Genomic DNA, 24,417 nt, shown 5'->3' on the forward strand with positions numbered 1-24,417 from the left:
ATGGCCGAGAAGACCAAGAACCCACCCCGGCACGACCCAAAGGTGATCAAGGCGCTGCGGAACTTCGCCATCTCGATCACCGTGTTCAACATCCTCGGTTACACGCTCTTCGGCTTCGAGCAGGCGTGGACCTGGCCGTTCATCGCACTGGCGACCGGATACACGCTGGAGATCGTCCTGGAGGTCATCGGCGCCCGGGTCGAGGGACGGTCGCCACGGTTCCTCGGCGGCGGGGTACGCGGCATGGTCGAGTTCCTCTACCCGGCGCACATCACCAGCCTCGCGCTGAACATGCTGATCTACGTCAACGACCGGGTGTTGCCGATGATGTTCGGCATCGCCGTCGCGATCGGCGCCAAGTGGGTGCTGCGGGCGCCGGTACGCGGCCGGCTGCGGCACTACATGAACCCGTCGAACTTCGGCATCACAATGATCCTGCTGCTCTTCCCGTGGGCCAGCGTCGCGCCGCCGTACCACTTCACCGAGTACGTCGGCGGGGTCGTGGACTGGATCATCCCGGCGGTCATCATCTTCGGCGGCACGATGATCAACGGAATGCTCACCGGTCGGATGTGGCTGATCATGGGCTGGCTCGGTGCCTTCGTCCTACAGGCGGTCTTCCGGGGGATCGTGCTGGACACCTCGATCCCGGCCGCGCTGGCGATGATGACCGGGGTCGCCTTCGTGCTCTTCACCAACTACATGGTCACCGACCCCGGTACCAGCCCGTCCCGCCCGGCCTCCCAGGTCGCGTTCGGGGCCGGCGTGGCCGTCGTCTACGGCATCGTCACCGGCGCCGGCATCGCGTACGGGATCTTCTTCGCCACCGCGATCGTCTGCCTGATCCGGGGCGGCTTCCTCTGGTCGGTGCACTTCGTCAACCAGGCCCGCGAGCAACGTGAGGCCGCGGCCACCGCAGCCGCGGCCGCCGCGGTCGCCCCCGCCCTGGTCGCCTCGCCGAACGGCCACGAACCGGCAGACCGGGAGTCCGCCGGCAAGGAGGTGGTGACCGCATGACCCGGATCGCCGTGGTGGGGATGGCGTGCCAGTACCCGGACGCCACCTCGCCGAAGGAACTGTGGGAGAACGCGCTGGCCGGCCGGCGGGCGTTCCGGCGCCTGCCCGACCAGCGGATGCGACTGGAGGACTACTGGGACGCCGACCCGACCACACCGGACCGCTTCTACGCCCGGACGGCGGCGGTGATCGAGGGGTACCGGTTCGACCGGATCGCCTACAAGATCGCCGGCAGCACGTACCGCTCCACCGACCTGACCCACTGGCTGGCGTTGGACACCGCCGCCCGGGCGCTCGCCGACGCGGGCTTCCCGATGGCCGAGGGACTGCCGCGCGAGCGTACCGGCGTGGTCGTCGGCAACACGTTGACCGGCGAGTTCTCCCGGGCCAACCAACTGCGGCTGCGCTGGCCCTACGTCCGCCGGATGGTCGCCGCCGCGCTGAAGGACCAGGACTGGGACGACGACCAGCTCGCGACGTTCCTGGACGACTTCGAGGAGACCTTCAAGAGCCCGTTCCCGGCCATCGACGAGGACACCCTCGCCGGTGGGCTCTCCAACACCATCGCCGGGCGGATCTGCAACCACTTCGACCTCAAGGGCGGCGGCTACACCGTCGACGGCGCCTGCTCCTCCTCGCTGCTGTCGGTCGCCACCGCCTGCAAGACGCTGGTCGACGGGGAGGTCGACGTCGCGGTCGCCGGTGGGGTCGACCTCTCGATCGACCCGTTCGAGATCGTCGGGTTCGCCAAGACCGGCGCGCTGGCCCGGCACGAGATGCGGGTCTACGACCGCAGGTCCAACGGCTTCTGGCCGGGCGAGGGCTGCGGAATGGTCGTGCTGATGCGCGAGAAGGAGGCGCGGCAGGCCGGGCACCGGGTGTACGCCACCATCGCCGGCTGGGGCATCTCCTCGGACGGCAAGGGCGGCATCACCCGGCCCGAGGTGAGCGGCTACCAGCTCGCGCTGCGCCGGGCGTACGAGCGGGCCGGCTTCGGCATCGAGACCATCGGGCTGTTCGAGGGGCACGGCACCGGCACCGAGGTGGGTGACGCGACCGAACTCAAGGCGCTCTCCCTGGCCCGCCGCGCGGCGGACGCCGAGGCGCCGCCGGCCGTGATCAGCTCGATCAAGGGGATGATCGGGCACACCAAGGCGGCGGCCGGGGTGGCCGGCCTGATCAAGGCGGCGATGGCCGTGCACCACCAGGTGCTCCCGCCGGCCGTCGGCTGCGTCGAGCCGCACGAACTGCTCGACGAGGAGGCGGCGGCACTGCGGGTACTGCGCCAGGCCGAGCCGTGGCCGACCGGTACCGCCGTGCGGGCCGGTGTCACCGCGATGGGCTTCGGCGGGATCAACACGCACATCGTGCTCGACCAGACCGACCCGGCCCGCCGGGTGCCGTTCGACACCCGGACCCGCGCGCTGGCCGCCTCGGTGCAGGACGTGGAACTGCTGGTCGTCGACGGCGTCACCCCGGCGGAACTGCGTACCCGGCTGGAACTGGTCCTCGACTTCGTGCCGACCCTGTCGTACGCCCAGCTCGCCGACCTGGCCGCCACCCTGCACCGGGAGCTGCGCGGCGGGCCGTACCGGGCCGCCGTGGTGGTCTCCTCGCCGGACGACGCGCAGCGGCGACTCCGCGCCCTCTGCGAGGCGCTCGACGCGGGCGAGACCACGCTCTTCACGGCTGACGGGCGGGGCTTCCTCGGCCACGCCAGCGGGCCGGGCCGGATCGCCTTCCTCTTCCCCGGCCAGGGCTCCGGCCGGGGCACCAGCGGCGGTGCGCTGCGCCGCCGCTTCGCCGAGGTGGCCGAGGTGTACGCCTCGGCGGCCCTGCCCACCGGCGGCGACATGGTGGCGACGGCCGTCGCCCAGCCCCGGATCGTCACCGGCTCGGCGGCGGGCCTGCGCGCGCTGTCGATGCTCGGGGTCGAGGCCGCCGCCGCCGTCGGGCACAGCCTCGGCGAGATCTCGGCCCTGCACTGGGCCGGCGCGCTCGACGAGGAGACCCTGCTGCGGATCGCCTCGGTCCGGGGCCGGACGATGGCCGAGCACAGCGCCTCGGGCAGCATGGTCGGGATCAACGAGTCCCCGGAGGTGGTACAGCCGCTGCTGACCGGCCTACCGGTGGTGATCGCCGCCTACAACGGTCCACAGCAGACGGTGGTCGCCGGTACGGTGGCGGCGCTGGAGGACCTGGGACGCCGCGCCGACGCGGCCGGGATCGGCTGGCGCCGGCTGCCGGTGTCGCACGCGTTCCACTCGCCGCTGGTGGCGCCCGCCGCCGAGGTCTTCGCGGGACGGCTCACCGAGGAGCCGGTCGGCCCGGTCGGGCGGCGGATCGTCTCCACGGTCACCGGTGAGCCGCTGGCGCCGGAGACCGACGTGCCGGCGCTGCTGCGCCGCCAGATCACCGACCCGGTGCTCTTCACCCAGGCGGTGACGCTGGTGGCGAAGGACATCGACCTCTTCGTGGAGGTGGGTCCGGGCCGGGTGCTCAGTGGGCTGGCGGCGGCGGCCACCGACGTGCCGGCCGTACCGCTGGACACCGACGACGAGTCACTCGCCGGGCTGCTCGCCGTGGTGGGCGCCGCGTACGTCGTCGGCGCGGCCCCGGTGCACGCCGGGCTCTTCCACGGCCGGCTCGTCCGCCCGCTCCAGGTCGGGGCCGAGTTCACCTTCTTCGAAAGTCCCTGCGAGGCGGCGCCGCCGATCAGCCTGCGCGGTGCGGTCCGCCGGAACACACCCGCCGAGGCGCCCGCCCCGGCCGACCGGACGGAGCATCCCGGCGAGTCGATAGTGGACACCCTTCGCCGGCTGGCGGCCGAGCGCGCGGAGCTGCCGCTGGAGCTGGTCCGCGAGGAGAGTCGGCTCCTCGACGACCTGCACCTGAGTTCGATCACCGTCGGGCAGCTCGTCAACCAGGTGGCCCAGCAGATCGCCGCCGGCGCCCCGCAGGGGCCGACGAACTTCGCCACCGCGACGGTACGCGAGCTGGCCGACGCGCTGGCGGAGCTGGCCGAGAACGCACCGGCCGGCGACGCCGGGCCGTCCGCGGTGGTCGCCGGGGCCGCGGCCTGGTCCCGGGCGTTCCGGGTCGACCTCGACGAGGCCGGACCGCCCCCGCGCGGCGAGCCCGAGGCCAGCGGCCGGTGGCGGGTGTACGCGCCCGCCGACAGCCCGGTCGCCGAGCCGCTGCGGCACGCCCTGGAACGGGCCGACCTCGGCGCCGGGATCCTGGTCTGCCTGCCGCCGGACTGCACCGAGCAGCACCTCGAACTGGCCCTGCTCGGCGCCAAGGCGGCCGCCACCGGCGCCGCCGGTACCCGGTTCGTGCTGGTGCAACACGGCCGGGGCGCGGCGGGGCTGGCGAAGACGCTCCGGCTGGAGGCGCCGCAGGTGCGTACCACGATCGTGCAGGTACCGCCGACGCCGGCCGCCGTCGGTCACGTGGTGGCCGAGGTGCGCGGCACGACCCGGTTCGCCGAGGCGTACTACGACGCCGCCGGGGTTCGCCGGGTGCCGACGCTGCGCCCGATGCCGGTGCGGCCGACCCGGGTCGTCCAGCCGCTGGACGACGGGGACGTGCTGCTGGTCACCGGCGGCGGTAAGGGGATCACGGCCGAGTGCGCGCTGGCGCTGGCCACCGACACCGGCGCGAAGATGGCGGTACTCGGCCGGTCCGACCCGGCCGACGACCCGGAACTCGCGGCGAACCTGAGCCGGATGGCGGCGGCCGGGGTACGGCTGCACTACGCCCGCGCCGACGTCACCGACCCGGCCCAGGTACGGCAGGCCGTGGCGGAGCTGACCACCGCGCTCGGACCGGTCACCGCCGTACTGCACGGCGCCGGGCGCAACGAGCCGGCCGCGCTGGCCAACCTCGACGCCGACGCGTTCCGCCGCACCTTCGCGCCGAAGATCGACGGTCTGCGCGCGGTGCTCGACGCGGTCGACCCGGACCGGCTGCGGCTGCTGGTCAGCTTCGGCAGCATCATCGGCCGGGCCGGGCTGCGCGGCGAGGCGCACTACGCCACCGCCAACGAGTGGCTCGCCGACCTCACCGCCGAGGTCGCCGCCCGGCACCCCGGCTGCCGGGCGCTCTGCCTGGAGTGGTCGGTCTGGTCCGGGGTGGGAATGGGGGAGCGGCTCTCCGTCGTGGAGGGTCTCTACCGGGACGGCATCACCCCGATCACCCCCGACGACGGCGTACGCCTGCTGCGGCGGCTGCTCGCCGACCCGGAGGCGCCGGCCGCGGTGGTGGTCAGTGGCCGTACCGACGGGATCGACACGGTACGCCGGGAGACGCCCGAGCTGCCGCTGCTGCGCTTCGTCGACCGCCCACTCGTCCGCTACCACGGCGTCGAGCTGGTCTGCGAGGTGGAGCTGAACGCCGGCACCGACCGCTACCTCGGCGACCACCTGCTCGACGGCAACCTCCTCTTCCCGGCGGTGTTCGGGATGGAGGCGATGACGCAGGCGGCGGTCGCGGTCACCGGGCGGGACAGCGTACCGGTGCTGGAGGAGGTCGAGTTCCCGCGCCCGATCGTGGTGCCGCCGGACGGCAGCACGACGATCCGGATCGCCGCGACCGTGGTCGACGACGACACCGTGGCGGTGGCGATCCGCAGCGCGGAGACCGACTTCGTCGTCGACCACTTCCTGGCCCGGCTGCGCTTCACCGACGCCGCCGTCGCGGACGGCCCGCCGGAGCAGGTCGGTGCCGGGCTGCCGCCGGTGCCGCTGGAGCCGGCCCGGGACCTCTACGGCGACACGCTGTTCCAGGGCAAGCGGTTCCACCGGCTGCGGCAGTACCACCGGGCCGCCGCCCGGCACGTCGACGCCGACCTGGCGGTCGACCCGACGGTCGACTGGATCGCGCCGTTCCTCCCGGGCGAGCGGCTGCTCGCCGACCCCGGGATGCGGGACGCCCTGATGCACGGAAACCAGGTCTGCGTGCCGCACGCCACGCTGCTGCCGGCCGGCGTCGAGCGGGTCCACCCGGCCGGGCGGGCGCTGGACGACGTCGACGAGGTGCGCTTCTGCGCCACGGAACGCAGCCGCGACGGCGACACGTACGTCTACGACATCGCGGTGCGTACCCCGGACGGCGCGGTCGTCGAGCGGTGGGACGGGCTGCGCCTGCGCGCCGTACGGAAGAAGGACGGCCGGGGTCCGTGGGTGGCACCGCTGCTCGGCCCGTACCTGGAACGGGCCCTGGAGGACGTCGTCGGCGCCCGGATCGGGGTCGCGGTCGAGCCGGTACCGGCGGACCAGACGGCGCGGGACCGCCGGCACACCGCGGTGGCCGCCGGCCGGGCGCTCGGCGCGGCGACGCAGGTCCGGTACCGGCCGGACGGTCGGCCCGAGGTCGACGGCGACCGGACGATCTCGGTCTCGCACGGCGCCGGGGTGACGCTCTGCGTCGCCGCCGCCGGCACGCTCGGCTGCGACGTCGAACCGGTCGCGGAACGGGACGAGGCGGACTGGCGGGCGTTGCTCGGCCAGCACGCCGGGCTGGCCGGGCTGGCCGCCACCGAACTGGGTGAGGACCCGCACACCGCCGCCACCCGGATCTGGACGGCGTTGGAATGCCTGGCCAAGGCGGGCCTGCCGGCGCAGGTCCCGCTCACCCTGGGCCCGGTGCGCCGGGACGGGTGGCTGGTCCTCGCCTCCGGCACGCTGCGGATCGCCACGCTCGCGACCCGGCTGCACGGCGTCACCGCGCCGGTGGTGGTCGCGGTACTGACCGACGGGTGGTCATGATCATGGACAAGTACTACGAGTACCTGCACACCGTGGGGTTCGAGGAGACGAACCTCGTCGGGAACGTCTACTACGTCAACTACCTGCGCTGGCAGGGCCGGTGCCGGGAGATGTTCCTCAAGGAGCGGGCCCCGGACGTCCTGGCCGACCTCCAGGCCGACCTGAAGCTGTTCACCCTGAAGGTCGACTGCGAGTTCTTCGCCGAGATAACCGCCTTCGACGAACTCGCCGTCCGGATGCGGCTGGTGGACCTGGCGCACACCCAGCTGGAGTTCGGCTTCGACTATCTCCGGCTGGACCCGGGCGGCGGGGAGACCCTGGTCGCCCGGGGCCGGCAGCGGGTGGCCTGCATGCGCGGGCCGAACGGCGCCACCGCGCCGGCCCGGGTGCCGGAGGCGCTGGCCCGGGCGCTCGACGCGTACCTGCCGGCGGGGAGCCAGCCATGACACTGGAGGCGCGCAGAACCGTCGACGCCCAGTCGTTGCGCCGGGCGTGTGGGGCGTTCGCCACCGGCGTCACGGTGGTGACTGTCGGCGGCGGGGTGCCACACGGCATGACGGCCAACTCGTTCGCCTCGGTGTCGCTGGACCCGCCGCTGCTGCTGGTCTGCATCGACCGGAAGGCGATCATGCACGGCTGCCTCGACGGCACCAGGTCGTTCGGGATCTCCGTGCTCGCCGCCCGCCAGGAGGCCGTCGCCCGGTACTTCGCCGACCGGCGGCGGCCGCTGGGCGCGGCCCAGTTCGACTCCGTCGACTGGCGTCCCGGGCCGGTGACCGGGGCGCCGCTGATCTCCGGCGCGCTCGCGCACTTCGAGTGCGACGTCTGGCGCAGCTACGACGGCGGCGACCACACCATCTTCCTCGGCACCGTGCTCTCCGCCGAACAGCCGGACGCGGCCGACGCGCTGGTCTTCCTGCGCGGCCGCTTCGACCGGACCGGTCCGGCCGCCCGCACCAACGACGTGAGCGAGGTGACCACGACGTGTCCCTGACCGCCTCCGTCCGGGTCCCGCCGGGTCCACCGGCCCGGTCCGCGCCCCGTCTACTGTGGAAACTCGTCCGGGACCGGCTGGGGCTGATGTCCTCGGCGGCCGGGGCGTACGGCGACGCCGTCCGGATCGCCATGGGTCCGAAGGTGCTCTACTTCTTCAACCACCCCGACCACGCCAAGTACGTGCTGGCGGACAACCCGGGCAACTACCACAAGGGACTCGGGCTGGCCCAGGCCAGACGGGCCCTCGGCGACGGCCTGCTGACCAGCGAGGGCGAGCTGTGGCGCAAGCAGCGCAGCGTGATCCAGCCGGTCTTCCAGCACCGGCGGATCGCCCGGCAGGCCGGGGTGATCGCGGAGGAGGCGGCGGAGCTGATGGTCCGGCTCCGCGCCCACCGGGACGGGGAGCCCGTCGACGTGGTGCGCGAGATGACCGGACTCACCCTCGGCGTGCTCGGCCGCACCCTGCTCGACGCCGACCTGGGCGCCTTCGGGTCGCTCGGGCAGGCCTTCGAGGCGATGCAGGACCAGGCGATGTTCGAGATGGTCTCGCAGAGCGCCGTGCCGATGTGGGTGCCGCTGCCGCACCAGCTCCGGTTCCGGCGGGCCCGCGCCGAGCTGCAACGCATCGTCGACGAACTGGTCCGGGACCGGACCCGGGACCCGAGCGGCGACGACGCGCTCTCCCGGCTGATCACCTCCACCTCGGAGGAGGCCGACCCGGCCGTCGGCCGGCGGCGGATGCGCGACGAACTGGTCACCCTGCTGCTCGCCGGCCACGAGACCACGGCCAGCACGCTCGGCTGGACCTTCCACCTGCTCGACCGGCACCCGCAGGTCTGGCAGCGGGTACGCGCCGAGGCCCGGGACGTACTCGGGGACCGGCTGCCGGAGTACGAGGACCTGCGCGAACTCCGGTACACCACGATGGTGGTCGAGGAGGTGATGCGGCTCTACCCGCCGGTCTGGATGCTCTCCCGGATCGCCCAGCAGGCCGACGAGGTGGGCGGCTACCGGATACCGGCCGGCGCCGACGTGCTGATCTGCCCGTACACCCTGCACCGGCACCCGGGGTTCTGGGACGATCCGGAGCGCTTCGACCCGGAGCGGTTCGACCCGGCCCGCGCCCAGACCGGGCACCGGCCGCGGTACGCGTACATCCCGTTCGGGGCCGGGCCGAGGTTCTGCGTCGGCAACCACCTCGGGATGATGGAGGCGGTCTTCGTCGTCGCCATGGTCGCCCGCGAGCTGCGGCTGAGAGTGGCGCCCGGCCACCGGGTGGTGCCCGAGCCGATGCTCTCGCTGCGGATCCGTGGCGGCCTGCCGATGACCGTGCACGCCGCCTGACCGAGGTACCCGATATCGAGGAATCTCGACCCTAGCGGCCGACCCGGCCGGGACTGGACGATGGCGACGTGCTGGTTTTGGTAACCGGAGGCACCGGCTTCCTGGGCTCCCACTCGGTGGCGGAGATCCTGCGCGCGGGGCACCGGGTACGCCTGCTGGTCCGCGACCCGGCCGGCGTCGCCCCCGCGCTCGGGCCGCTCGGCGTCGACCTGGACGGCCTCGAACTGTGCCGGGGCGACGTCACCGACCCGGACGCGGTCGCCGGGGCGGTACGCGGCTGCGACGCCGTGCTGCACGCCGCCTCGGTGTACAGCTTCGACAGCCGGGCCGGTGCCGCGATGCGCGCGGTCAACGTCCGGGGCACCGAACTGGTGCTCGACGCCGCCCGGGCGGCCGGTGCCGACCCGATCGTGTACGTGTCGAGCTTCGCCGCCCTGCTCCCCGCCGACCGGGAACCGCTGCACCCCGGGTCCCCGGTCGGCGCGCCGCGCGAGACGTACATGGCGACGAAGGCCGGCGCGGAGGCGGTCGCCCGGCGGGCCCAGCTGGCCGGTGCCCCGGTGGTCATCAGCTATCCACTGGCCACCCTCGGCCCGCACGACCCGAAGCTCGGCGACCAGGCCGGCCGGGTCCGCAACGCGCTGCGCGGCCTCATGCCGATCTGGCCGTCGGGCGGCTTCCCGGTAGGCGACGTCCGGGACGTCGCCCGGCTGCACGCCGCCGTGCTGAGTCCGGGCCGGGGACCCCGCCGGTTCCTCGCCCAGGGCCGGTACGTCGACACCCGCGAGTTCGTCCGGGTGCTGCGCCGGGTCACCGGCCGGAGGCTGCCCGCCGTCCACCTCCCGGCCCCCGCCATGCTGCCGGTCGGCGTGCTGGCCAGCCTGGTCCAGCGGCTGGTGCCGGTGCACATCCCGGCCGAGTACGGCGCCATCTACACCTGCCTGGTCGGCCGCGCCGTCGACACCGGCGCCACCGACCGGCTCCTGGGTCCCGCCGGCACCACCTTCGAGACCACGATGCGCGACACGGTGCGCTGGCTGCACCGTGCCGGACACATCCCGGACCGGCTCGCCGGCGCGGCGGCCGTCATGGAGGCGACGTGATCATTTCCGACGGACAGTGGGCGGAGACCCGCGACGCGCTGCGCCGGGCCGGCGACCGCTTCGCCGACCTGCTGCCCGCGGTGCCGGACCCGGCGGCCCGGGCGACGAGGTCCTGGTCGGTCGAGCAGACGGCGGCGCACATGGTGTCGCTCGCCTGGGCCTGCGAGACCATCGTCGAGCCCGGCAGCGACAGCGGCCGGGACGCCCGGCTGGACACCCAGCTCCGCAAGACCCAGGTCGACACCGTCCGGGACCTCAACGACCTGCTGCTGCGGCAGTACATCGTGGAGCGCGGTCTGCCGCCGCTCCAGGACCGGCTGCGCGAGCACGTCCGGTCGATACTGCGGGCCACCGACGGGCGCGATCCCACCGAGGCGGTCGACTGGCTGGGCGGGTCCCGGCTCCCGCTCGGAGGGTTGCTGGCCCACCTCACCAACGAGCTGCTGATCCACGGCTGGGACATCGCCCGGGCCGGCTCGCTCCGGTGGGAGATCCCGGCCCGGGACGCCGGCCTCTTCATCGAGCTGTTCCTGGTCGGAGTGACCTCGTACGGCTACGGCGCGCTGCTCGACAGCACGGCACCACCGCCACGGCGGCGGATCGCCGTGCAGTTCCGGTCGCGGCACACCCGCCCGCTGACGATCGTCCTGGACGGCACCGGCCGGTACGACGGGAACCGTGGCCGGGTGACGGTCGCCGAGCCGGAGCGCGGTGACGATGTACGGCTCTGGTTCGACCCGCCGACGCTGAACCTGGTGCTCTTCGGCCGGATGTCCCGGCTGCGGGGCGCGCTGACCGGCCGGCTCGTCGTACGCGGCCGGCGCCCGTGGCTGCTGCCGGTCTTCCTGCGTACCGTGCACATGCCGGACAACTGACGCCCCGCCGTCCGGACGGTCGCCGACGCGCACGGACGTCCCCAGTGGACGGGCGGACGGACGGCGCGACCGCCGCCGAGGGGTTGTGCCCACGACGGCGGCCGCGCCGGCCGGACGACCGTGATGCGCGCGCGCCACGGCGTCGTCTCGGGGAATCGCGGTTACCGGTTCAGCACCCGGGCGAACGCGCGAAGGTCGTCGACGAAGAGGTCGGGCTCCTCCAGGGCGGCGAAGTGGCCACCCCGGTCGAACTCGTGCCACTGCACGATGTTCGGGAACGCCGGCTCGGCGAAGCGCCGGACCGGCCGGGCCGAGTCACGGGGGAAGACGGCCACGCCGAGCGGTACCGGCAGCGGCGGCGGCGCGGCCGGCGGGGTCGGCGCGGTCGGGAGCTGGTCGGCGGTTTCGAAGTAGAACTGGGCCGAGGAGCCGGCGGTCGCGGTGAGCCAGTAGAGCATGACGTTGGTGAGGATCCGGTCCCGGTCGATCGCGTCCTCGGGGACCTTCGCCGAGTCGCTCCACTCCCGGAACTTCTCGACGATCCAGGCGAGCTGCCCGACCGGCGAGTCGGTGAGGGCGTACGCCAGGGTCTGCGGACGGGTGGCCTGGAGCAGCATGTACCCGGAGCCGTCGGCGAGGAACTTCGCCAGCAGTTCCAGTCGTTCCCGGTCCCCGGCGTCGAGGCCGGCCAGCGCCGCCGGGTCCGGCGGGGGAGCGGTGAAGAGGAAGTTCACGTGCGCGCCGAGCACGTGCTCCGCGTCGAGTCCGGCGAGGGTGAGGGTGATCCACGCCCCGACGTCGCCGCCCTGCGGCACGTACCGCTGGTAGCCGAGGCGGCGCATCAGCTCCGCCCAGGCGGCGGCGATCCGGGGGACGTTCCAGCCCGGCTCGCTGGTCGGGCCGGAGAAGCCGAAGCCCGGCAGGGTGGGTACGACCAGGTGGAAGGCGTCGGCCGGATCCCCGCCGTGCGCCCGGGGGTCGGTGAGCGGGCCGATGACGTCCAGGAACTCGACGAAGGAGCCGGGCCAGCCGTGGGTGATCAGCAGCGGCACCGCCGTCGGTTCCGGTGACCGGACGTGCAGGAAGTGCACGTTCGCGCCGTCGATCTCGGTGCTGAACTGCGGGTACGAGTTCAGCTTCGCCTCCGCCGCCCGCCAGTCGTAGCTGGTGCGCCAGTACTCGACCAGCTCCCTGAGGTAGTCCAGCGGTACGCCCCGCTCCCAGCCGCGGTCGGGCATCTCGGTCGGCCAGCGGGTGTTCGCCAGCCGCCGGTCCAGGTCGTCCAGGTCGGCCTGCGGGATCTCGATCCGGAACGGCTTCATACGCTCACCCGGCCCCAGAGGTAGACCGGGACGTCGCGCCGGCCGTTCATGATGAAGGTGCCCTGCGGGGCGAGCTGGTCCTTCGGCGTCGCGAGTTCGAGGTGCGGGAAGCGGTCGAAGAGCGCCGGCAGCATGATCAGGGTCGCCAGCTTGGCCAGCCGCGCGCCGAGGCAGTAGTGCACGCCGTGCCCGAAGGAGAGGTGGGTCTTGTCCTTCCGGGTGGCGTCGAAGACGCAGGCGGTCTCGCCGTGCAGCTCCGGGTCCCGGCCGAGGCCGGCGTAATCGATCATCACCGGGTCGCCCTGCTCGATCGTCACCCCGCCGATCTCGAACCGCTCGGTGGCGAACCGGAACGGCAGGTGCGCGACGGGGGACTCCACCCGCAGGGTCTCCTCCATCACGTCGTTCCAGGAGACCTCACCGGACATCACCTTGGCCCGCAGCGCCGGGTCGTCGAGTACCGCGATGATGGCGTGGCTCAGCGAGTTGACCATCGTCTCCGAGCCGGCTCCGAGCATCAGGTGCAGCGTCCCAATCAGCTCGTCGTCGGTCAGTCGGGAACCGTCCTCGTCCCGGGCCGCGATCAGGGCGGTGGTCAGGTCGTCGCCGGGGTGCTCCCGCTTGTACACCACGAGATCGGCGATCGCCTTGGTCCACTGGTCGACGTTGGCGGCCGCCTCCTCGGGGGTGATCCTGGTGTCCACGTTGACGTGCCCACCGCGCAGTACGTCCGCGCGGGACTCGTCCGGCACGCCGAAGAGGTCGCACATCATCCGGGCCGGCAGCGCCTGGCAGTACCGGGTCTTCAGGTCCACGACCTCGTCGGGGGCGGCGGTGGCCAACTCGTCGAGCAGCTCCTTCGCCGTCGTCTCCAGCTGGGGTGCCATGGCCTCGACCCGACGCGTGGTGAACGCCTTGAGGAGCAGCCCGCGCAGCCGGGTGTGGTCGGTACCGTCGTGGGTGGCCATGTTGTCCATCACCGCCCAGGTGATCAGCGGCCAGTCCGGCGGAATCTCCCCGTTGATGAACGCCGGCCAGTTCCGGCGCGGATTCTTGGAGAACCGCTCGTCGATCAGGATCTGCTTGGCCAACTCGTAGCTGTGCACCGACCAGGCGAGGACGCCGCCCGGGAGTTCCACCCGGGCAATGGGGCCCTGCTCGCGCAGCCGATCGGTTTCCGCGTGGGTGTCCCGGCCCTCGGGGTCGAGGACGAATGGGCAGACAGCCTTTTCCACGGTCGGTACCTCCATTGGCTAATCCGCGAAATCAACCGGATGTGGGCAGGCGGGCACCGGGAATCAGAATTGTCGTGGTCGCTGCTGCGCCGCTCGATCGCTGCCCGGATGCCCGGATCCCTCGATCACGTCATCACCATAGACGCTGGTCAGTGGCGAGAATTCTTCCAACTTGCTGGCTTGCGTGCCGCCGCACCGACCGACCGGGGTCCGTGCTCAGGCCGCTCGTTGCATGATGGAGCCATGGAGATTGACGGCGAGGTCGTCGACCTGTTGCGCCGGTTGGCGCCCCAGGTGCTCGCCACGCTGGTGCGCCGGCACGGCACCTTCGACGCCTGCGAGGACGCGGTCCAGGAGGCGCTGGTGGCGGCCGCGACGCAGTGGCCCGCCGAGGGTGTGCCGGAGAGCCCCCGTGGCTGGCTGACCACGGTGGCGGCGCGCCGGCTCGCCGACCAGTACCGCAGCGAACTCGCCCGACGGCGCCGGGAGGTGAGTACGGCGGCGCGGCTGCCGGCGGACGAGCAGTGGGTACCCGGCCCGGACGTCGAGCGCCCGGAGGACCGGGACGACACCCTGCGGCTGCTGTTCCTCTGCTGCCATCCGTCGCTCTCCCCGCCCGTCCAGGCCGCGCTGACGCTGCGCGCGGTCGGCGGCCTGACCACGGAGCAGATCGCCAACGCGTTCCTGACCAGCGAGTCGACGATGGCGCAGCGGATCCGCCGGGCCAAGCAGCGGATCAGGGCCAGCGGCATCCCGTTCCGGCTGCCACCCGAGTGGGAGCTGCCCGACCGGCTCCGGGTCGTACTGCACGTGCTCTATCTGATCTTCAACGAGGGTTACACGGCGACGTCCGGGCCGCAGTTGCAGCGCGGCGAGTTGACCGGGGAGGCCATCCGGCTGACCCGGGAGCTGCACCGTCGGTGGCCGGCCGCCGGCGAGGTCGCCGGGCTGCTGGCGCTGATGCTGCTCACCGACGCCCGGCGCGCGGCGCGTACCCGGGCCGACGGCACGCTGATCCCGTTGAGCGAGCAGGACCGCGACCGCTGGGACCGGGACGCCATCCGGGAAGGGATATCGCTGCTGACCAGTACCCTGCCGAGGGGACCGGCCGGGCCGTACCAGCTCCAGGCCGCGATCGCCGCCGTGCACGCGGAGGCGGCGCGGGCCGAGGAGACCGACTGGGCGCAGATCCTCGGCCTCTACGATTTGCTGCAACAGGTCTCGCCCAGCCCGGTGGTGGCGCTGAACCGCACCGTGGCGGTGGCGATGGTGCACGGCCCGCAGGCGGCCCTCAACCTGCTCGGCGGGCTCGCCGCCGACGGCCGGCTCGCCGGGCAGCACCGGTTGGAGGCCACCCGCGCGCACCTGCTGGAGATGGCGGGCGACCACATGGCCGCGCACTCGTGCTACCGGCTCGCCGCGCGCCGCACGGCGAGCCTGCTGGAGCGGCGCTACCTGGAGGACCGGGCGGCCCGCCTGGTGCGCGGGCAGGCGCGGTAGGCGGAACCGGCGGGCAGGCCGGTAAGCCGAACCGGCGGGCAGGCGCGGTGGGCGGAACCGGCGGACGAGTGCCGGTCACTCCTGCCAGAAGGGCCGCAGCTCCACGGTGCCGATCTGGGCGCCGGGATGGGCGGAGGCGACCTCGATCGCCTCGTCGAGACTGGCGCACTCGATGACGTCGAAGCCGGCCAGCTGCTCCTTCGTCTCGGCGAACGGGCCGTCCGAGACCAGCAGCTCGCCGTCGCGCAACCGCACCGTGGTGGCCTCGGTGGTGGGCCGGAGGCGGTCGCCGAGCACCCGTACGCCGCGCGCCTGCATCTGCTGAGCCCACGCGGTCGCGGCCTTGACCTCGGCCGCGGACTCCTCCGGACTCAACTGGACGGACTCGTCGACGCAGACCATCAACAGGTACTTCACCGTCGCCACCTTTCGTGAGGGTCAGGTCACCGTCGGGAGGCTATCAGCTTCCGGCCGGGACACGAGGGCGGACACGGTGCCGGGTCGGCCGCGTGACAGCAACGGGGAAGATGCGCGACCTCCGGCCGCGGTGTGACAGTCGCGGTGACGGCGGTGGAGCCCGGGAGGTCCCCTTGAACGAACATGTCGGTGACCGGGCGGTGGTGCTGGGCGGGAGTGTGGCCGGCCTCTTCGCCGCCCGGGTCCTCGCGGACTTCTACCGCGGTGTGACCGTGGTGGACCGCGACCAGTTGGTCGGCGCGACCGGTCCGCGCCGGGCCGTTCCGCAGGGACGTCACATCCACGGCCTGCTCGCCCGCGGCCAGCAGATCATCGAGGAGCTGTTTCCGGGCTTCACCAAGGAGATGGCCGCCGGTGGGGTGCCGACCCGCGACTTCGGTACCAGCCTGGGCTGGCACTTCAACGGTCGGATGATCCGCAAGGTGGAGACCGACCTGGTCTGCATCTCGCCCGGTCGCTGGCTGCTGGAGGAGCGGATGCGGGCCAGGGTCGGCGAGCTGTCCAATGTCGACTTTCTGGACCGGACGGACGTCGTCGGGCTCGAAGCGAGCCCGGACGGCAGCCGGATCACCGGTGTCGCGGTGCACCGGCGGGACGACGGCGGGCCCGGCGGCCGGCGGTCGCTGCCGGCGGACCTGGTCGTCGACGCCACGGGACGCGGATCCCGCACCCCGCGCTGGCTGACGGAGCTGGGCTATCCCCGGGTCGGCGAGGAGGAGGTCAGGATGGACCTCACCTACACCACCTGCGACTTCCAGGCACCGCTGGCCACCGACCCGATCGGCGACGACATCGCGATCATCTCGGTCGCCACCCCCGGCAACCCGCGCGGGGCGACCTTCGCCCGGCTGCCCGACCGCTACTCGGTCTCGCTGAACGGAATTCTCGGCGACCGGCCGCCGACCGACCCGGACGGCTTCCTGGAGTACGTCCGCTCGCTGCCGGTGCCGCAGATCTTCGAGTCGGTCCGCCGGGCGGAGCCGTTGACCACCCCGGTCTCGTTCCACTTTCCCAGCAGCATCCGGCGCCGGTACGAGCGGCTGGCGCGGCTGCCGGAGGGGCTGCTCGTGCTTGGTGACGCGGCCTGCGTGTTCAACCCGATCTACGCCCAGGGGATGACGGTGGCGGCGATCGGGGCGGTCGTGCTGCGTCAGTACCTGGCGGACGGCGGGCGGGGCGCGCAGCGGTACTTCCGCGACCTGGCGCGGGCGATCGACCCGCCCTGGGACATGTCGGCCGGCGGCGACCTCGGTTTCCCCGGGGTCGCCGGCCGGCGCGGCCTCAAGGTACGGCTGGGGAACGCCTACATGCCGAGGTTGCAGACCGCGGCGACCCGGGACCCGGTCGTCTCCCGCGCCTTCATGCGGGTGGCCGGTCTTGTCGACCGGCCGGAGACCCTGATGCGTCCGGCGATGGTCTCGCGGGTGTTGTTTCCGACCCTGCGCCGGTCGAACGGAGGTTGACCCGGCCCGACGGCCCGCCGGCACCGTCGCCGCGCGGGCCGTCGTGCCGATCGGTGGAACGAGGAGGAGCGGAGATGGAACCAGCCGGGGTAACCGCAACATCCACCGCGCACGGCGAGCGCGATCCACGTCGCTGGACCGCGCTGGTCGTGCTCTGCTGCGCCAGCTTCATGGTGATTCTCGACTCGCAGATCGTCATCGTCGGCATGCCGGCGATCCAGTCGGCGCTGGCCCTCGACGCCAGCGCGGCGCAGTGGATCCTGACCGCCAACCTGCTCACCTTCGGAGGTCTGCTGCTGCTCGGCGGCCGCTCGGCGGACCTGCTGGGCCGGCGCCGGATCTTCATGGCCGGCCTGATCGGCTTCCTGCTCACCTCGCTGCTCTCCGGGTTCGCCTGGAACGCCGAGGTCATGATCGCGGCCCGGGCCGTGCACGGGGTCTCGTCGGCGATGATGGTGCCGAGCGCGCTGTCGATCCTGATGAGCACCTTCGAGGAGGGGGCCGAGCGCAACAAGGCCATCGCCGCCTGGTCGGCGGTCGGCGGCATCGGCGCCACCGCGGCGATGCTGGTCGGCGGCTGGCTCACCAGCAATCTCGGCTGGGAGTCGGTCTTCCTGGTGAACGTACCGGTGGTGCTGGTGCTGCTGCTGGTCAGTCCGATGGTGCTGCGGGAGAGCCGGGACCACGGGCGGCGGCGGACCTTCGACCTGGCCGGGGCGCTGACCAGTACGGCGGCGCTCGTCGCGCTGGTGTACGCGATCTCCGAGGCGCCTGCCGCGGGCTGGTCGAGCGTGCAGACCACCGGCCTGCTCGCCCTGGTGGTCGTCCTCGGGGTCGTCTTCGTCGGGATCGAGGCCCGGTCCAGCGCGCCGCTGGTGCCGCTGCGTACCCTGCGGATGCGTACCGTCGCCACCGGCAATCTGCTGATGGTCGTCGTCGCGATGCTGGTCTTCTCGCTCTCCTTCCTCTCCTCTCTCTACGGGCAGCAGGTGCTGGGGTACTCGGCCATCGAGTACGGCTTCCTGGGCTCGATCATGCCGGTGATGGCGGTGCTCGGCGCGTACGTCGGGCAGGCGGTCGTCACCCGGCGCGGGTTCCGCCCGGCCGCCGTGCCGGGGGTGCTGATGCTCGGCGTCGCGTGCGCGATGCTGATCATGATCAGTGTCCGGGGCGACTACCTCGGCGACCTCTTCTTCCCCTTCGTGATCTTCGGTCTCGGTCTGGGCATCGCGCACACCACCGCCTCGATCGTCGCGCTGACCGGGGTCGCGGAGTCGGAGTCCGGTCTGGCGTCCGGGCTGGTGCACGCCGCCTTCCAGGTCGGCGGCGGGTTCGGCATCGCCATCGTCTCGACCGTGGCGGTCTCCTTCTCCACCGGGCCCGACCAGCCCAGTGCGCTCACCAACGGATTCCGGGCCGGCTTCGTCGCCTGCGTGGCGTTCGCGGTGGTCGCGCTCGCCTTCGCGGTGGCGCTCCCCGGCCGCCGTCGGGCCGCCGTCGCCGCCCCGGACGAGCAGGTCCGGCCCGCGCCGGCCGCCCGGCCGTAGGTCTTCCACCGGAACCCTCGGCCGGCTGTCGTCCTCCGGCCCCTCTGCTCCGACCTACCTATGAGAGCCCCGTCGAGGCGGAAGAGGAGAACGAGATGAGCGACGTACAGGTGGCGTCGAGGCAGGACTGGCTGGCCGCCCGTAAGCGGTTGCTGGCCAGTGAGGAGGAGGCCGCCCGCCGGCTGGCCGAGGTGGGTGCGCAGCGGCGGGCACTGCCGGCGGTGAAGCTGGAGAAGGAGTACGTCTTCGACGGCCCGGAGGGCAAGGTCACGCTGCTCGACCTCTTCGCCGGGCGCCGCCAGTTGATCGTCTATCACTTCATGTTCGACCCGGCCTGGGATCACGGCTGCAAGTTCTGCTCCTATCTGGTCGACAACATCGGCCACCTGTCGCACCTGTACGCCCGGGACACCACGCTGGTGCTGGTGTCCCGGGCACCGCTGGCGAAGATCGAGTCGTTCAAGGCCCGGATGGGCTGGAGCCTGCCGTGGTATTCCTCGCACGGCAGCGACTTCAACTACGACTTCCACGTCACCCTGGACGAGGCGGTGGCTCCGGTGGAATACAACTACCGGGACAGGGCCACGCTGGAGCGGACCGGCGGGCAGACCTCGGGCGAGGCGGGCGGCCTCAGCGTCTTCGTCCAGGGCGGCGGCGACATCTATCACACCTACTCCACCTACGGGGAGGGCGCCGCGCTGCTGCACGGCATCGACAACTACCTGGAACTCACCCCGCAGGGCCGGCCGTTGATCCAGGACAAGGCCGGCTGGCTGCGGCACCACGACCGCTACTGAGGGTGCGGGACAACGCATGACTGAGCACACTCTCGAAGCGGCGGAGACGGCCGGCGAGCGGCAGCCGATCAGCGCCGCCGTGGCGGCCCGGGCCCGCTGGGCCGTGACGGCGGTCTTCTTCGTCAACGGGCTGCTGATGACCAGCTACATCGCCCGGCTGCCGGGGCTGAAGACCGAGCACCGGCTCAGCGACGGCGAACTCGGCCTCGTCCTGACCGTCTACGGCGTGGCCGCGGTCCTCACGATGCAACTCGTCGGGGTCTTCGTGGCCCGGTTCGGCAGCGTCCGGGTCATCCGGCTGACCCTGGTCGGGCTTCCGGTGGCGCTGGTCGGGGTGGGGTTGGCCGGCGGCGCCGTCCAGCTCGGGCTGGCGGTGCTGGTGCTGGGTACGGTGATCGGCGTCCTGGACGTCTCCATGAACGCCCACGCCGTCGCGGTGGAGCGGGTACGCGGCCGTCCCATCATGAACGGCTGCCACGCGGCCTGGAGCCTCAGCGCGGCGACCGGTTCGCTGGTGGCCGCCGGGTTCACCCGGGCCGGTGTCTCGCCGACCGGGCACTTCCTGGCGGTCGGCGCGGTCTGCCTGGTCGCCGGTCTGCTGATCACCGCGTGGCTGCTGCCGCCCTCCGCCGACCACGTGCCACGCTCGCCGGACCGCAAGCGGGTACGGCCGGGCTGGCGGGCCGGCTGGACCCGGACGCTGCTGCTCTTCGGCGCGATGGGATTCGTCACGATGGTCGCCGAGGCCACGGTGATCAGCTGGAGCGGCGTCTTCCTGCACGACTACCACGACGCGACGCTGGCGCTGGCCCCGCTGGGCCTCACCGCGTTCACCGCCTGCCAGACGGCCGGCCGGCTCGTCGGCGACCGGCTGCACGTGCGCTACGGTGCCCCGGCGCTCTTCCGGGCCGGTGGCGTACTGGCCGTCTGCGGCCTCGCGGTCGTCCTGCTGGTCCCGTCGCCGACGGCCGCCATCGCCGGGTTCGGGCTGCTCGGCCTCGGCGGGTCGGTGCTGCTGCCGCTGGTCTTCAGCGCGGTCGGGCACGCCGGGGGTGACGGGCCGGGTGCGGCGACGTTCCTCTCCCGGTTCAGCACCTTCACCTACGCCGGCATCCTGATCGGCCCGGCGCTGGTCGGCTGGTCCGCCGAGCTGGTCGGCCTGGGCTGGACCCTGGCCGGGCTCGTACCGCTGCTGGTCGGCGTGGTGCTCAACGCCCGGTTGATCGCCTTCGCCGACCGCGACCGGCGGGCACCGGCAACGGGCTGAGCCGTCATTGCGCATTCCCGAAGGTGCGTGGTTGATACCGAAATGTCACGGTCAGAGGTGGGCGGCCAGGCCGGCCGGTCCGCTTCTCACGCAGGTCTGGAGGAGTCATGGTGTTGAAAACCGACGTTCCGCAGCGGGTGGAACTGGTCCGGCGGGCGGAGGAACTGGTACCCCTGTTGCGGTCGCACGCGGCATGGACGGACCAGCACCGGCGGCTGCACGACGAGGTCGTCGAGGCGATGTCGGCCGCCGGGATCTTCCGGATGCGGGTGCCCGCGCGCTACGGCGGGTACGAGAGCGACGCCGGCACCGTCCGCGAGGTGATCAGCCGGATCAGCGGCAGCGACGGCTCGGCCGGCTGGAACACGGCCGTCTGGTCGATCAGCAACTGGATCGCCGGCCTCTTCCCGGACGAGGCCCAGGACGAGGTCTTCGCCGAGCCCGACGTGCGGGTCTGCGGGGTGCTGAGTCCGACCGCCAGCGCCGAGCCGACCAACGGCGGTGTCGTGGTCAACGGGCGGTGGCGGTTCATCAGCGGCGCCCTGCACAGCCAGTGGCAGGCGATCCTCGCGATGGGGCCGGCGCCGGACGGCTCCCAGTGGCCGCTGATGGCGCTGGTGCCGATCTCCGACCTGGAGATCGTCGACGACTGGCACACCGCCGGCCTGCGGGGCACCGGCAGCGTCAGTACGGTGGCGAAGCAGGTCTTCGTCCCGCAGCACCGGGTACTGCCGATGGTGGCGATCCTGGCCGAGCAGTACGCCTCGAAGGCGAACGCCGGTTCACCGCTGTTCCGCCAGCCGCTGGTCCCGACCGGCTGCGCCACCTTCGCCGCGACCGCGGTCGGGCTGGCCAGAGCCGCGCTGGACGCGTTCCTCGACCGGCTCGGTGACCGGAAGATCACCTACACCGAGTACACCAGCCAGCGCGAGGCGCCGATCACCCACTTCCAGGTCGCCGAGGCGGCGATGAAGACCGACGAGGCCGAGTTCCACGCCCAGCGGCTGGTCGAGCTGCTGGACGGGAAGTACGCCACCGGTGAGGCGTGGCAGCTCGTCGACCGGGTCCGGGCCCGGGCCGACCTGGGCCGCGTCTTCCAGTTGACCAAGGAGGCGGTCGGGGTGCTGAAGACCGGCAGCGGCGGTACGTCCATCTACGACGACGTGCCGATCCAGCGCATCGACCGGGACATCCAGACCCTCAACATGCACGCGCTGATGCACCCGAACACCAACGCGGAGCTGTACGGGCGGATCCTCTGCGGGCTGGCGCCGAACACGATGTATCTCTGACCGCGAGGCAGATGCCGAAACGGGGGGCCGGCGCTCGCGCCGGCCCCCCGTCGTCGTCGCTGGCTCAGGAGAAGCAGCGCACGTCCCGGCCGATCCGGTGCGCCTCGGCGAGGAACCGGTCCTTCCAACGGTCCCAGAGACCGGCGAGCCGGGAGGTGATGACCACGACGTCGACGGAGCGGTCGGCCAGCGGGGTACGCAGGCCGAGCGCGTGGTGGCCGACGTGCCACCCGCCGCGTACGGCCCGCTCCACCAGCTCCCGGTCGAAGTCCAGCAGCGTCGCCGGCCGCAGTGCGTCGGGGACGTGCCCGCCCGCGCCGACCACCGCCACCGTGTCCGTCGGCGAGCTGCCCCGCAGCGCCTGCTCGATTTCGGCCGCCACGTCCAGCTCGCGTACCTCGCGGGTGTGCCGGAGCAGGGCGTTGTACTCGTCCTCCCAGGGCCAGAAGAGGTCGTCGTCCACCAGCGCCCAGCCGATCTCGTTGACCGGCTCCGGATGCCGGGAGGCGAAGCGGAGCATGTTCCGCTTGAACTCGTCGAGCTGCTCGCGCCGCTTGCGCTCCTGCAACGCCTCGATCACCCAGGCCGCCCGGTCGAGCCGCATCGGCAGGCCCCGGCGGTGCAGCAGGTACCCGAGTTCCAGGTCCTCCCCGGCCCAGCCCCGGTGACCCTCGTCGAAGCCGCCGACCGCCCAGAAGTCGTCGGTACGCATCGAGCAGTTGATCGTCCAGAAGACCTGCCACGGGATGCTGCGCCGCTCCAGGTCGTCGTCGCACTCCGCCAGCAGCTTCTCCCGGAGGTCGAGGAACTCCGGCACCTGGCCGTAGCGACGTACCGCCTCCTCCGGGGTGTGCTGCCGGACGATGTCCGCCACCTCCCACATCGGAGCCTCCGGGTTGTAGCCGTAGGCGTACCCGAGCAGGGCGCAGCGTGCCGTCTCGTCCCGGTGGGCCAGGAAGTGCCGCTGCACGAAGTCCGGCCCGGGCAGTGCCCCGGTGTCGAGGAAGACCAGGATCGGCGCGGAGGCGAGCCGGGCCCCCTCGTTCCGGGCCAGCGACACCCGGTTGTCCTCGTCGGCCTGGAAGTGGTATTTCAGGCGCAGCCGGTCCGAAAAGGACCGCACCACCGAGACCGAGTCGTCCGACGACCCGTCGTCGGAGACCACGACCTCGAACTCCGGCGTGCCCGGCCGCTGCCTGGTCAGCTGGAGCAGGCTGGCGTGCAGGTGCTCGCGCCGGTTGTAGGTGGGGATGACGATCGAGACCAGCGGGTCGGTTCCGGGTGACGTCACGGCAGGATTCCCTCCGGTTGGTGCCAGCACGGCCAGACGGTCAGAACCTGAGCAGGACCTTGCCCAGGTACGCCCCGTCGAGCAGGGACTTGATGGCGGGGATCAACTGGTCGAGACCGTCGACGAAGGTCTCGTGCAGCACCACCTTGCCCTCCCGGACCAGCGGCGGGAACTCGCGTTCGAACTCGGGCTGTAGGTCCAGGTGGTCGTTGGTGGTGAAGCCGATCAGGTTCAGCCGCTTGCCGATCACCATCTGCATGGTGCGGTGCGGGTGCGGCCGCCCGTTGCGGTGCTCCTCCGAACTCCCGCAGAGCAGGATCCGGCCGTGTGGGCGCATGGCGTTGAAGGCACTGTCGAGCTGCCAGCCGCCGACGTTGTCGTAGTAGACGTCGACGCCCTGGAGATCCGCCGGCCACCCGTCGTGGTAGTCGAACGCCTCGTCGAAGCCGAGCTTCTCGGTGACGAACCGGGCCTTCTCGGCGGAGCCGACGCTGCCGACCACCCGGGTCGCCCCGCGCAGCCGCGCCAGTTGCCCCACCACGCTGCCGACCGCGCCGGCCGCGCTGGAGACCACCACGGTGTCGCCCTGCTCGATGCCGATCCGGTGTACGCCGCAGTAGGCCACGATCGCCGAACTGAGATGGTGCGAGATCGACGGGTAGAGCGTGGTGTCGAGGACGGTGAACTCCTTGACGTCACCGACCGCGTACTCCCGCCACGCCATGTGGTGCAGTACGACGTCGCCGACCTGGAGTTCCGGGGTGGCCGACTCCACCACCTCGCCGATGGCGTGCCCCCACATCGGCCCGCCCAGATCGAAATGGGGTACGTGAAGATCACTCAGGTCGCGCATTCGCTGGAGTAGACCGGGGTCGATCGCCATGTACATGTTCCGGACCACGGCTTGGCCGGGTTCCGGCGCCGGCACCGGCACCTCGACCATGGCCACCTCGCCGGGGACCGGCAGGTCGTCAGGGGGGCGGGTGATCAGGTGAATCTCACGACTTGTGGTCATGGTCGGCTCTTCCCTCGAAAGACAGGGCACCCTCGCGCACCGCCACGGCGCGGCGCCGCGAACACTCACGGAAATGAGAATATCGACGGAGCGGATCTGACCAACTTC

18 protein-coding genes are annotated in these 24,417 nt (G+C 72.4%); 13 read left to right on the top strand and 5 right to left on the bottom strand.

The window, feature by feature from the left end; translation table 11 throughout:
- From C6W10_RS12740 to C6W10_RS12770, 7 genes are all read left to right on the top strand, one after another.
- On the top strand, positions 1-1,017 hold the full coding sequence (locus C6W10_RS12740) for an enediyne biosynthesis protein (protein ID WP_107258253.1): 1,017 nt from the start codon (positions 1-3) through the stop codon (positions 1,015-1,017).
- Positions 1,014-6,785: a type I polyketide synthase gene (locus C6W10_RS12745; protein ID WP_107258254.1), complete on the top strand. Its 5,772-nt coding sequence runs from the start codon at positions 1,014-1,016 to the stop codon at positions 6,783-6,785. The genes C6W10_RS12740 and C6W10_RS12745 overlap by 4 nt, the downstream gene beginning before the upstream one ends.
- 2 nt (positions 6,786-6,787) lie before the next feature.
- The gene (locus C6W10_RS12750) at positions 6,788-7,231 is read left to right on the top strand and encodes a thioesterase family protein (RefSeq protein ID WP_107263896.1); all 444 of its coding nucleotides are present in this window, start codon (positions 6,788-6,790) and stop codon (positions 7,229-7,231) included.
- Positions 7,228-7,779, top strand: coding sequence for a flavin reductase family protein (locus C6W10_RS12755; protein WP_107258255.1), 552 nt, complete (start codon positions 7,228-7,230; stop codon positions 7,777-7,779). The genes C6W10_RS12750 and C6W10_RS12755 overlap by 4 nt, the downstream gene beginning before the upstream one ends.
- Positions 7,770-9,125 carry a cytochrome P450 gene (locus C6W10_RS12760; protein WP_199853920.1) on the top strand — a complete coding sequence of 452 codons (1,356 nt, stop codon included), beginning with the start codon at positions 7,770-7,772 and terminating at the stop codon, positions 9,123-9,125. The genes C6W10_RS12755 and C6W10_RS12760 overlap by 10 nt, the downstream gene beginning before the upstream one ends.
- A 68-nt stretch (positions 9,126-9,193) precedes the next feature.
- Positions 9,194-10,228, top strand: a complete 1,035-nt coding sequence (locus C6W10_RS12765) for an NAD-dependent epimerase/dehydratase family protein (RefSeq protein ID WP_107258256.1) — start codon at positions 9,194-9,196, stop codon at positions 10,226-10,228.
- Positions 10,225-11,103 carry a maleylpyruvate isomerase N-terminal domain-containing protein gene (locus C6W10_RS12770; protein ID WP_199853921.1) on the top strand — a complete coding sequence of 293 codons (879 nt, stop codon included), beginning with the start codon at positions 10,225-10,227 and terminating at the stop codon, positions 11,101-11,103. The genes C6W10_RS12765 and C6W10_RS12770 overlap by 4 nt, the downstream gene beginning before the upstream one ends.
- Before the next feature lie 161 nt (positions 11,104-11,264).
- Here C6W10_RS12770 and C6W10_RS12775 read toward each other — a convergent pair whose 3' ends face one another.
- Both C6W10_RS12775 and C6W10_RS12780 read right to left on the bottom strand, forming a co-directional pair.
- Positions 11,265-12,425, bottom strand: a complete 1,161-nt coding sequence (locus tag C6W10_RS12775) for an epoxide hydrolase family protein (RefSeq protein WP_107258257.1) — start codon at positions 12,423-12,425, stop codon at positions 11,265-11,267.
- Positions 12,422-13,660 (bottom strand): cytochrome P450, encoded by a 1,239-nt coding sequence (locus C6W10_RS12780; RefSeq protein ID WP_199853084.1) that lies wholly within the window; start codon positions 13,658-13,660, stop codon positions 12,422-12,424. The genes C6W10_RS12775 and C6W10_RS12780 overlap by 4 nt, the downstream gene beginning before the upstream one ends.
- Before the next feature lie 243 nt (positions 13,661-13,903).
- On the opposite strand from C6W10_RS12780, the gene C6W10_RS12785 reads away from it, so the two are divergent.
- A complete protein-coding gene (locus tag C6W10_RS12785) occupies positions 13,904-15,160 on the top strand; it encodes an RNA polymerase sigma factor (protein ID WP_107258259.1) in 1,257 nt (418 codons plus the stop codon).
- A gap of 75 nt (positions 15,161-15,235) precedes the next feature.
- Here C6W10_RS12785 and C6W10_RS12790 read toward each other — a convergent pair whose 3' ends face one another.
- Positions 15,236-15,577 carry a YciI family protein gene (locus C6W10_RS12790; protein WP_234359010.1) on the bottom strand — a complete coding sequence of 114 codons (342 nt, stop codon included), beginning with the start codon at positions 15,575-15,577 and terminating at the stop codon, positions 15,236-15,238.
- A gap of 173 nt (positions 15,578-15,750) precedes the next feature.
- On the opposite strand from C6W10_RS12790, the gene C6W10_RS12795 reads away from it, so the two are divergent.
- The 5 genes from C6W10_RS12795 to C6W10_RS12815 all read left to right on the top strand — a co-directional run bounded on the left by C6W10_RS12795 (position 15,751) and on the right by C6W10_RS12815 (position 22,003).
- Entirely contained in the window at positions 15,751-17,100 is a 1,350-nt protein-coding gene (locus C6W10_RS12795; protein ID WP_107258260.1) for an NAD(P)/FAD-dependent oxidoreductase, read from the top strand.
- 74 nt (positions 17,101-17,174) lie between these two features.
- A complete protein-coding gene (locus C6W10_RS12800) occupies positions 17,175-18,647 on the top strand; it encodes an MFS transporter (RefSeq protein ID WP_107258261.1) in 1,473 nt (490 codons plus the stop codon).
- 95 nt (positions 18,648-18,742) lie between these two features.
- Positions 18,743-19,444: a DUF899 domain-containing protein gene (locus C6W10_RS12805; protein ID WP_107258262.1), complete on the top strand. Its 702-nt coding sequence runs from the start codon at positions 18,743-18,745 to the stop codon at positions 19,442-19,444.
- A gap of 16 nt (positions 19,445-19,460) precedes the next feature.
- Positions 19,461-20,711, top strand: coding sequence for an MFS transporter (locus C6W10_RS12810; protein ID WP_107258263.1), 1,251 nt, complete (start codon positions 19,461-19,463; stop codon positions 20,709-20,711).
- Positions 20,712-20,818: 107 nt separating this feature from the next.
- The gene (locus C6W10_RS12815) at positions 20,819-22,003 is read left to right on the top strand and encodes an acyl-CoA dehydrogenase (RefSeq protein WP_107258264.1); all 1,185 of its coding nucleotides are present in this window, start codon (positions 20,819-20,821) and stop codon (positions 22,001-22,003) included.
- Between the two features lie 64 nt (positions 22,004-22,067).
- On the opposite strand, the gene C6W10_RS12820 is transcribed toward C6W10_RS12815, so the two are convergent.
- Both C6W10_RS12820 and C6W10_RS12825 read right to left on the bottom strand, forming a co-directional pair.
- A complete protein-coding gene (locus C6W10_RS12820) occupies positions 22,068-23,294 on the bottom strand; it encodes a glycosyltransferase (RefSeq protein ID WP_107258265.1) in 1,227 nt (408 codons plus the stop codon).
- A gap of 40 nt (positions 23,295-23,334) precedes the next feature.
- Positions 23,335-24,309 (bottom strand): NADP-dependent oxidoreductase, encoded by a 975-nt coding sequence (locus C6W10_RS12825; RefSeq protein ID WP_107258266.1) that lies wholly within the window; start codon positions 24,307-24,309, stop codon positions 23,335-23,337.
- Positions 24,310-24,417 lie beyond the last annotated feature (108 nt).

Origin of the sequence: Plantactinospora sp. BB1, assembly GCF_003030385.1 — a bacterium.
Classification (GTDB): domain Bacteria; phylum Actinomycetota; class Actinomycetes; order Mycobacteriales; family Micromonosporaceae; genus Plantactinospora.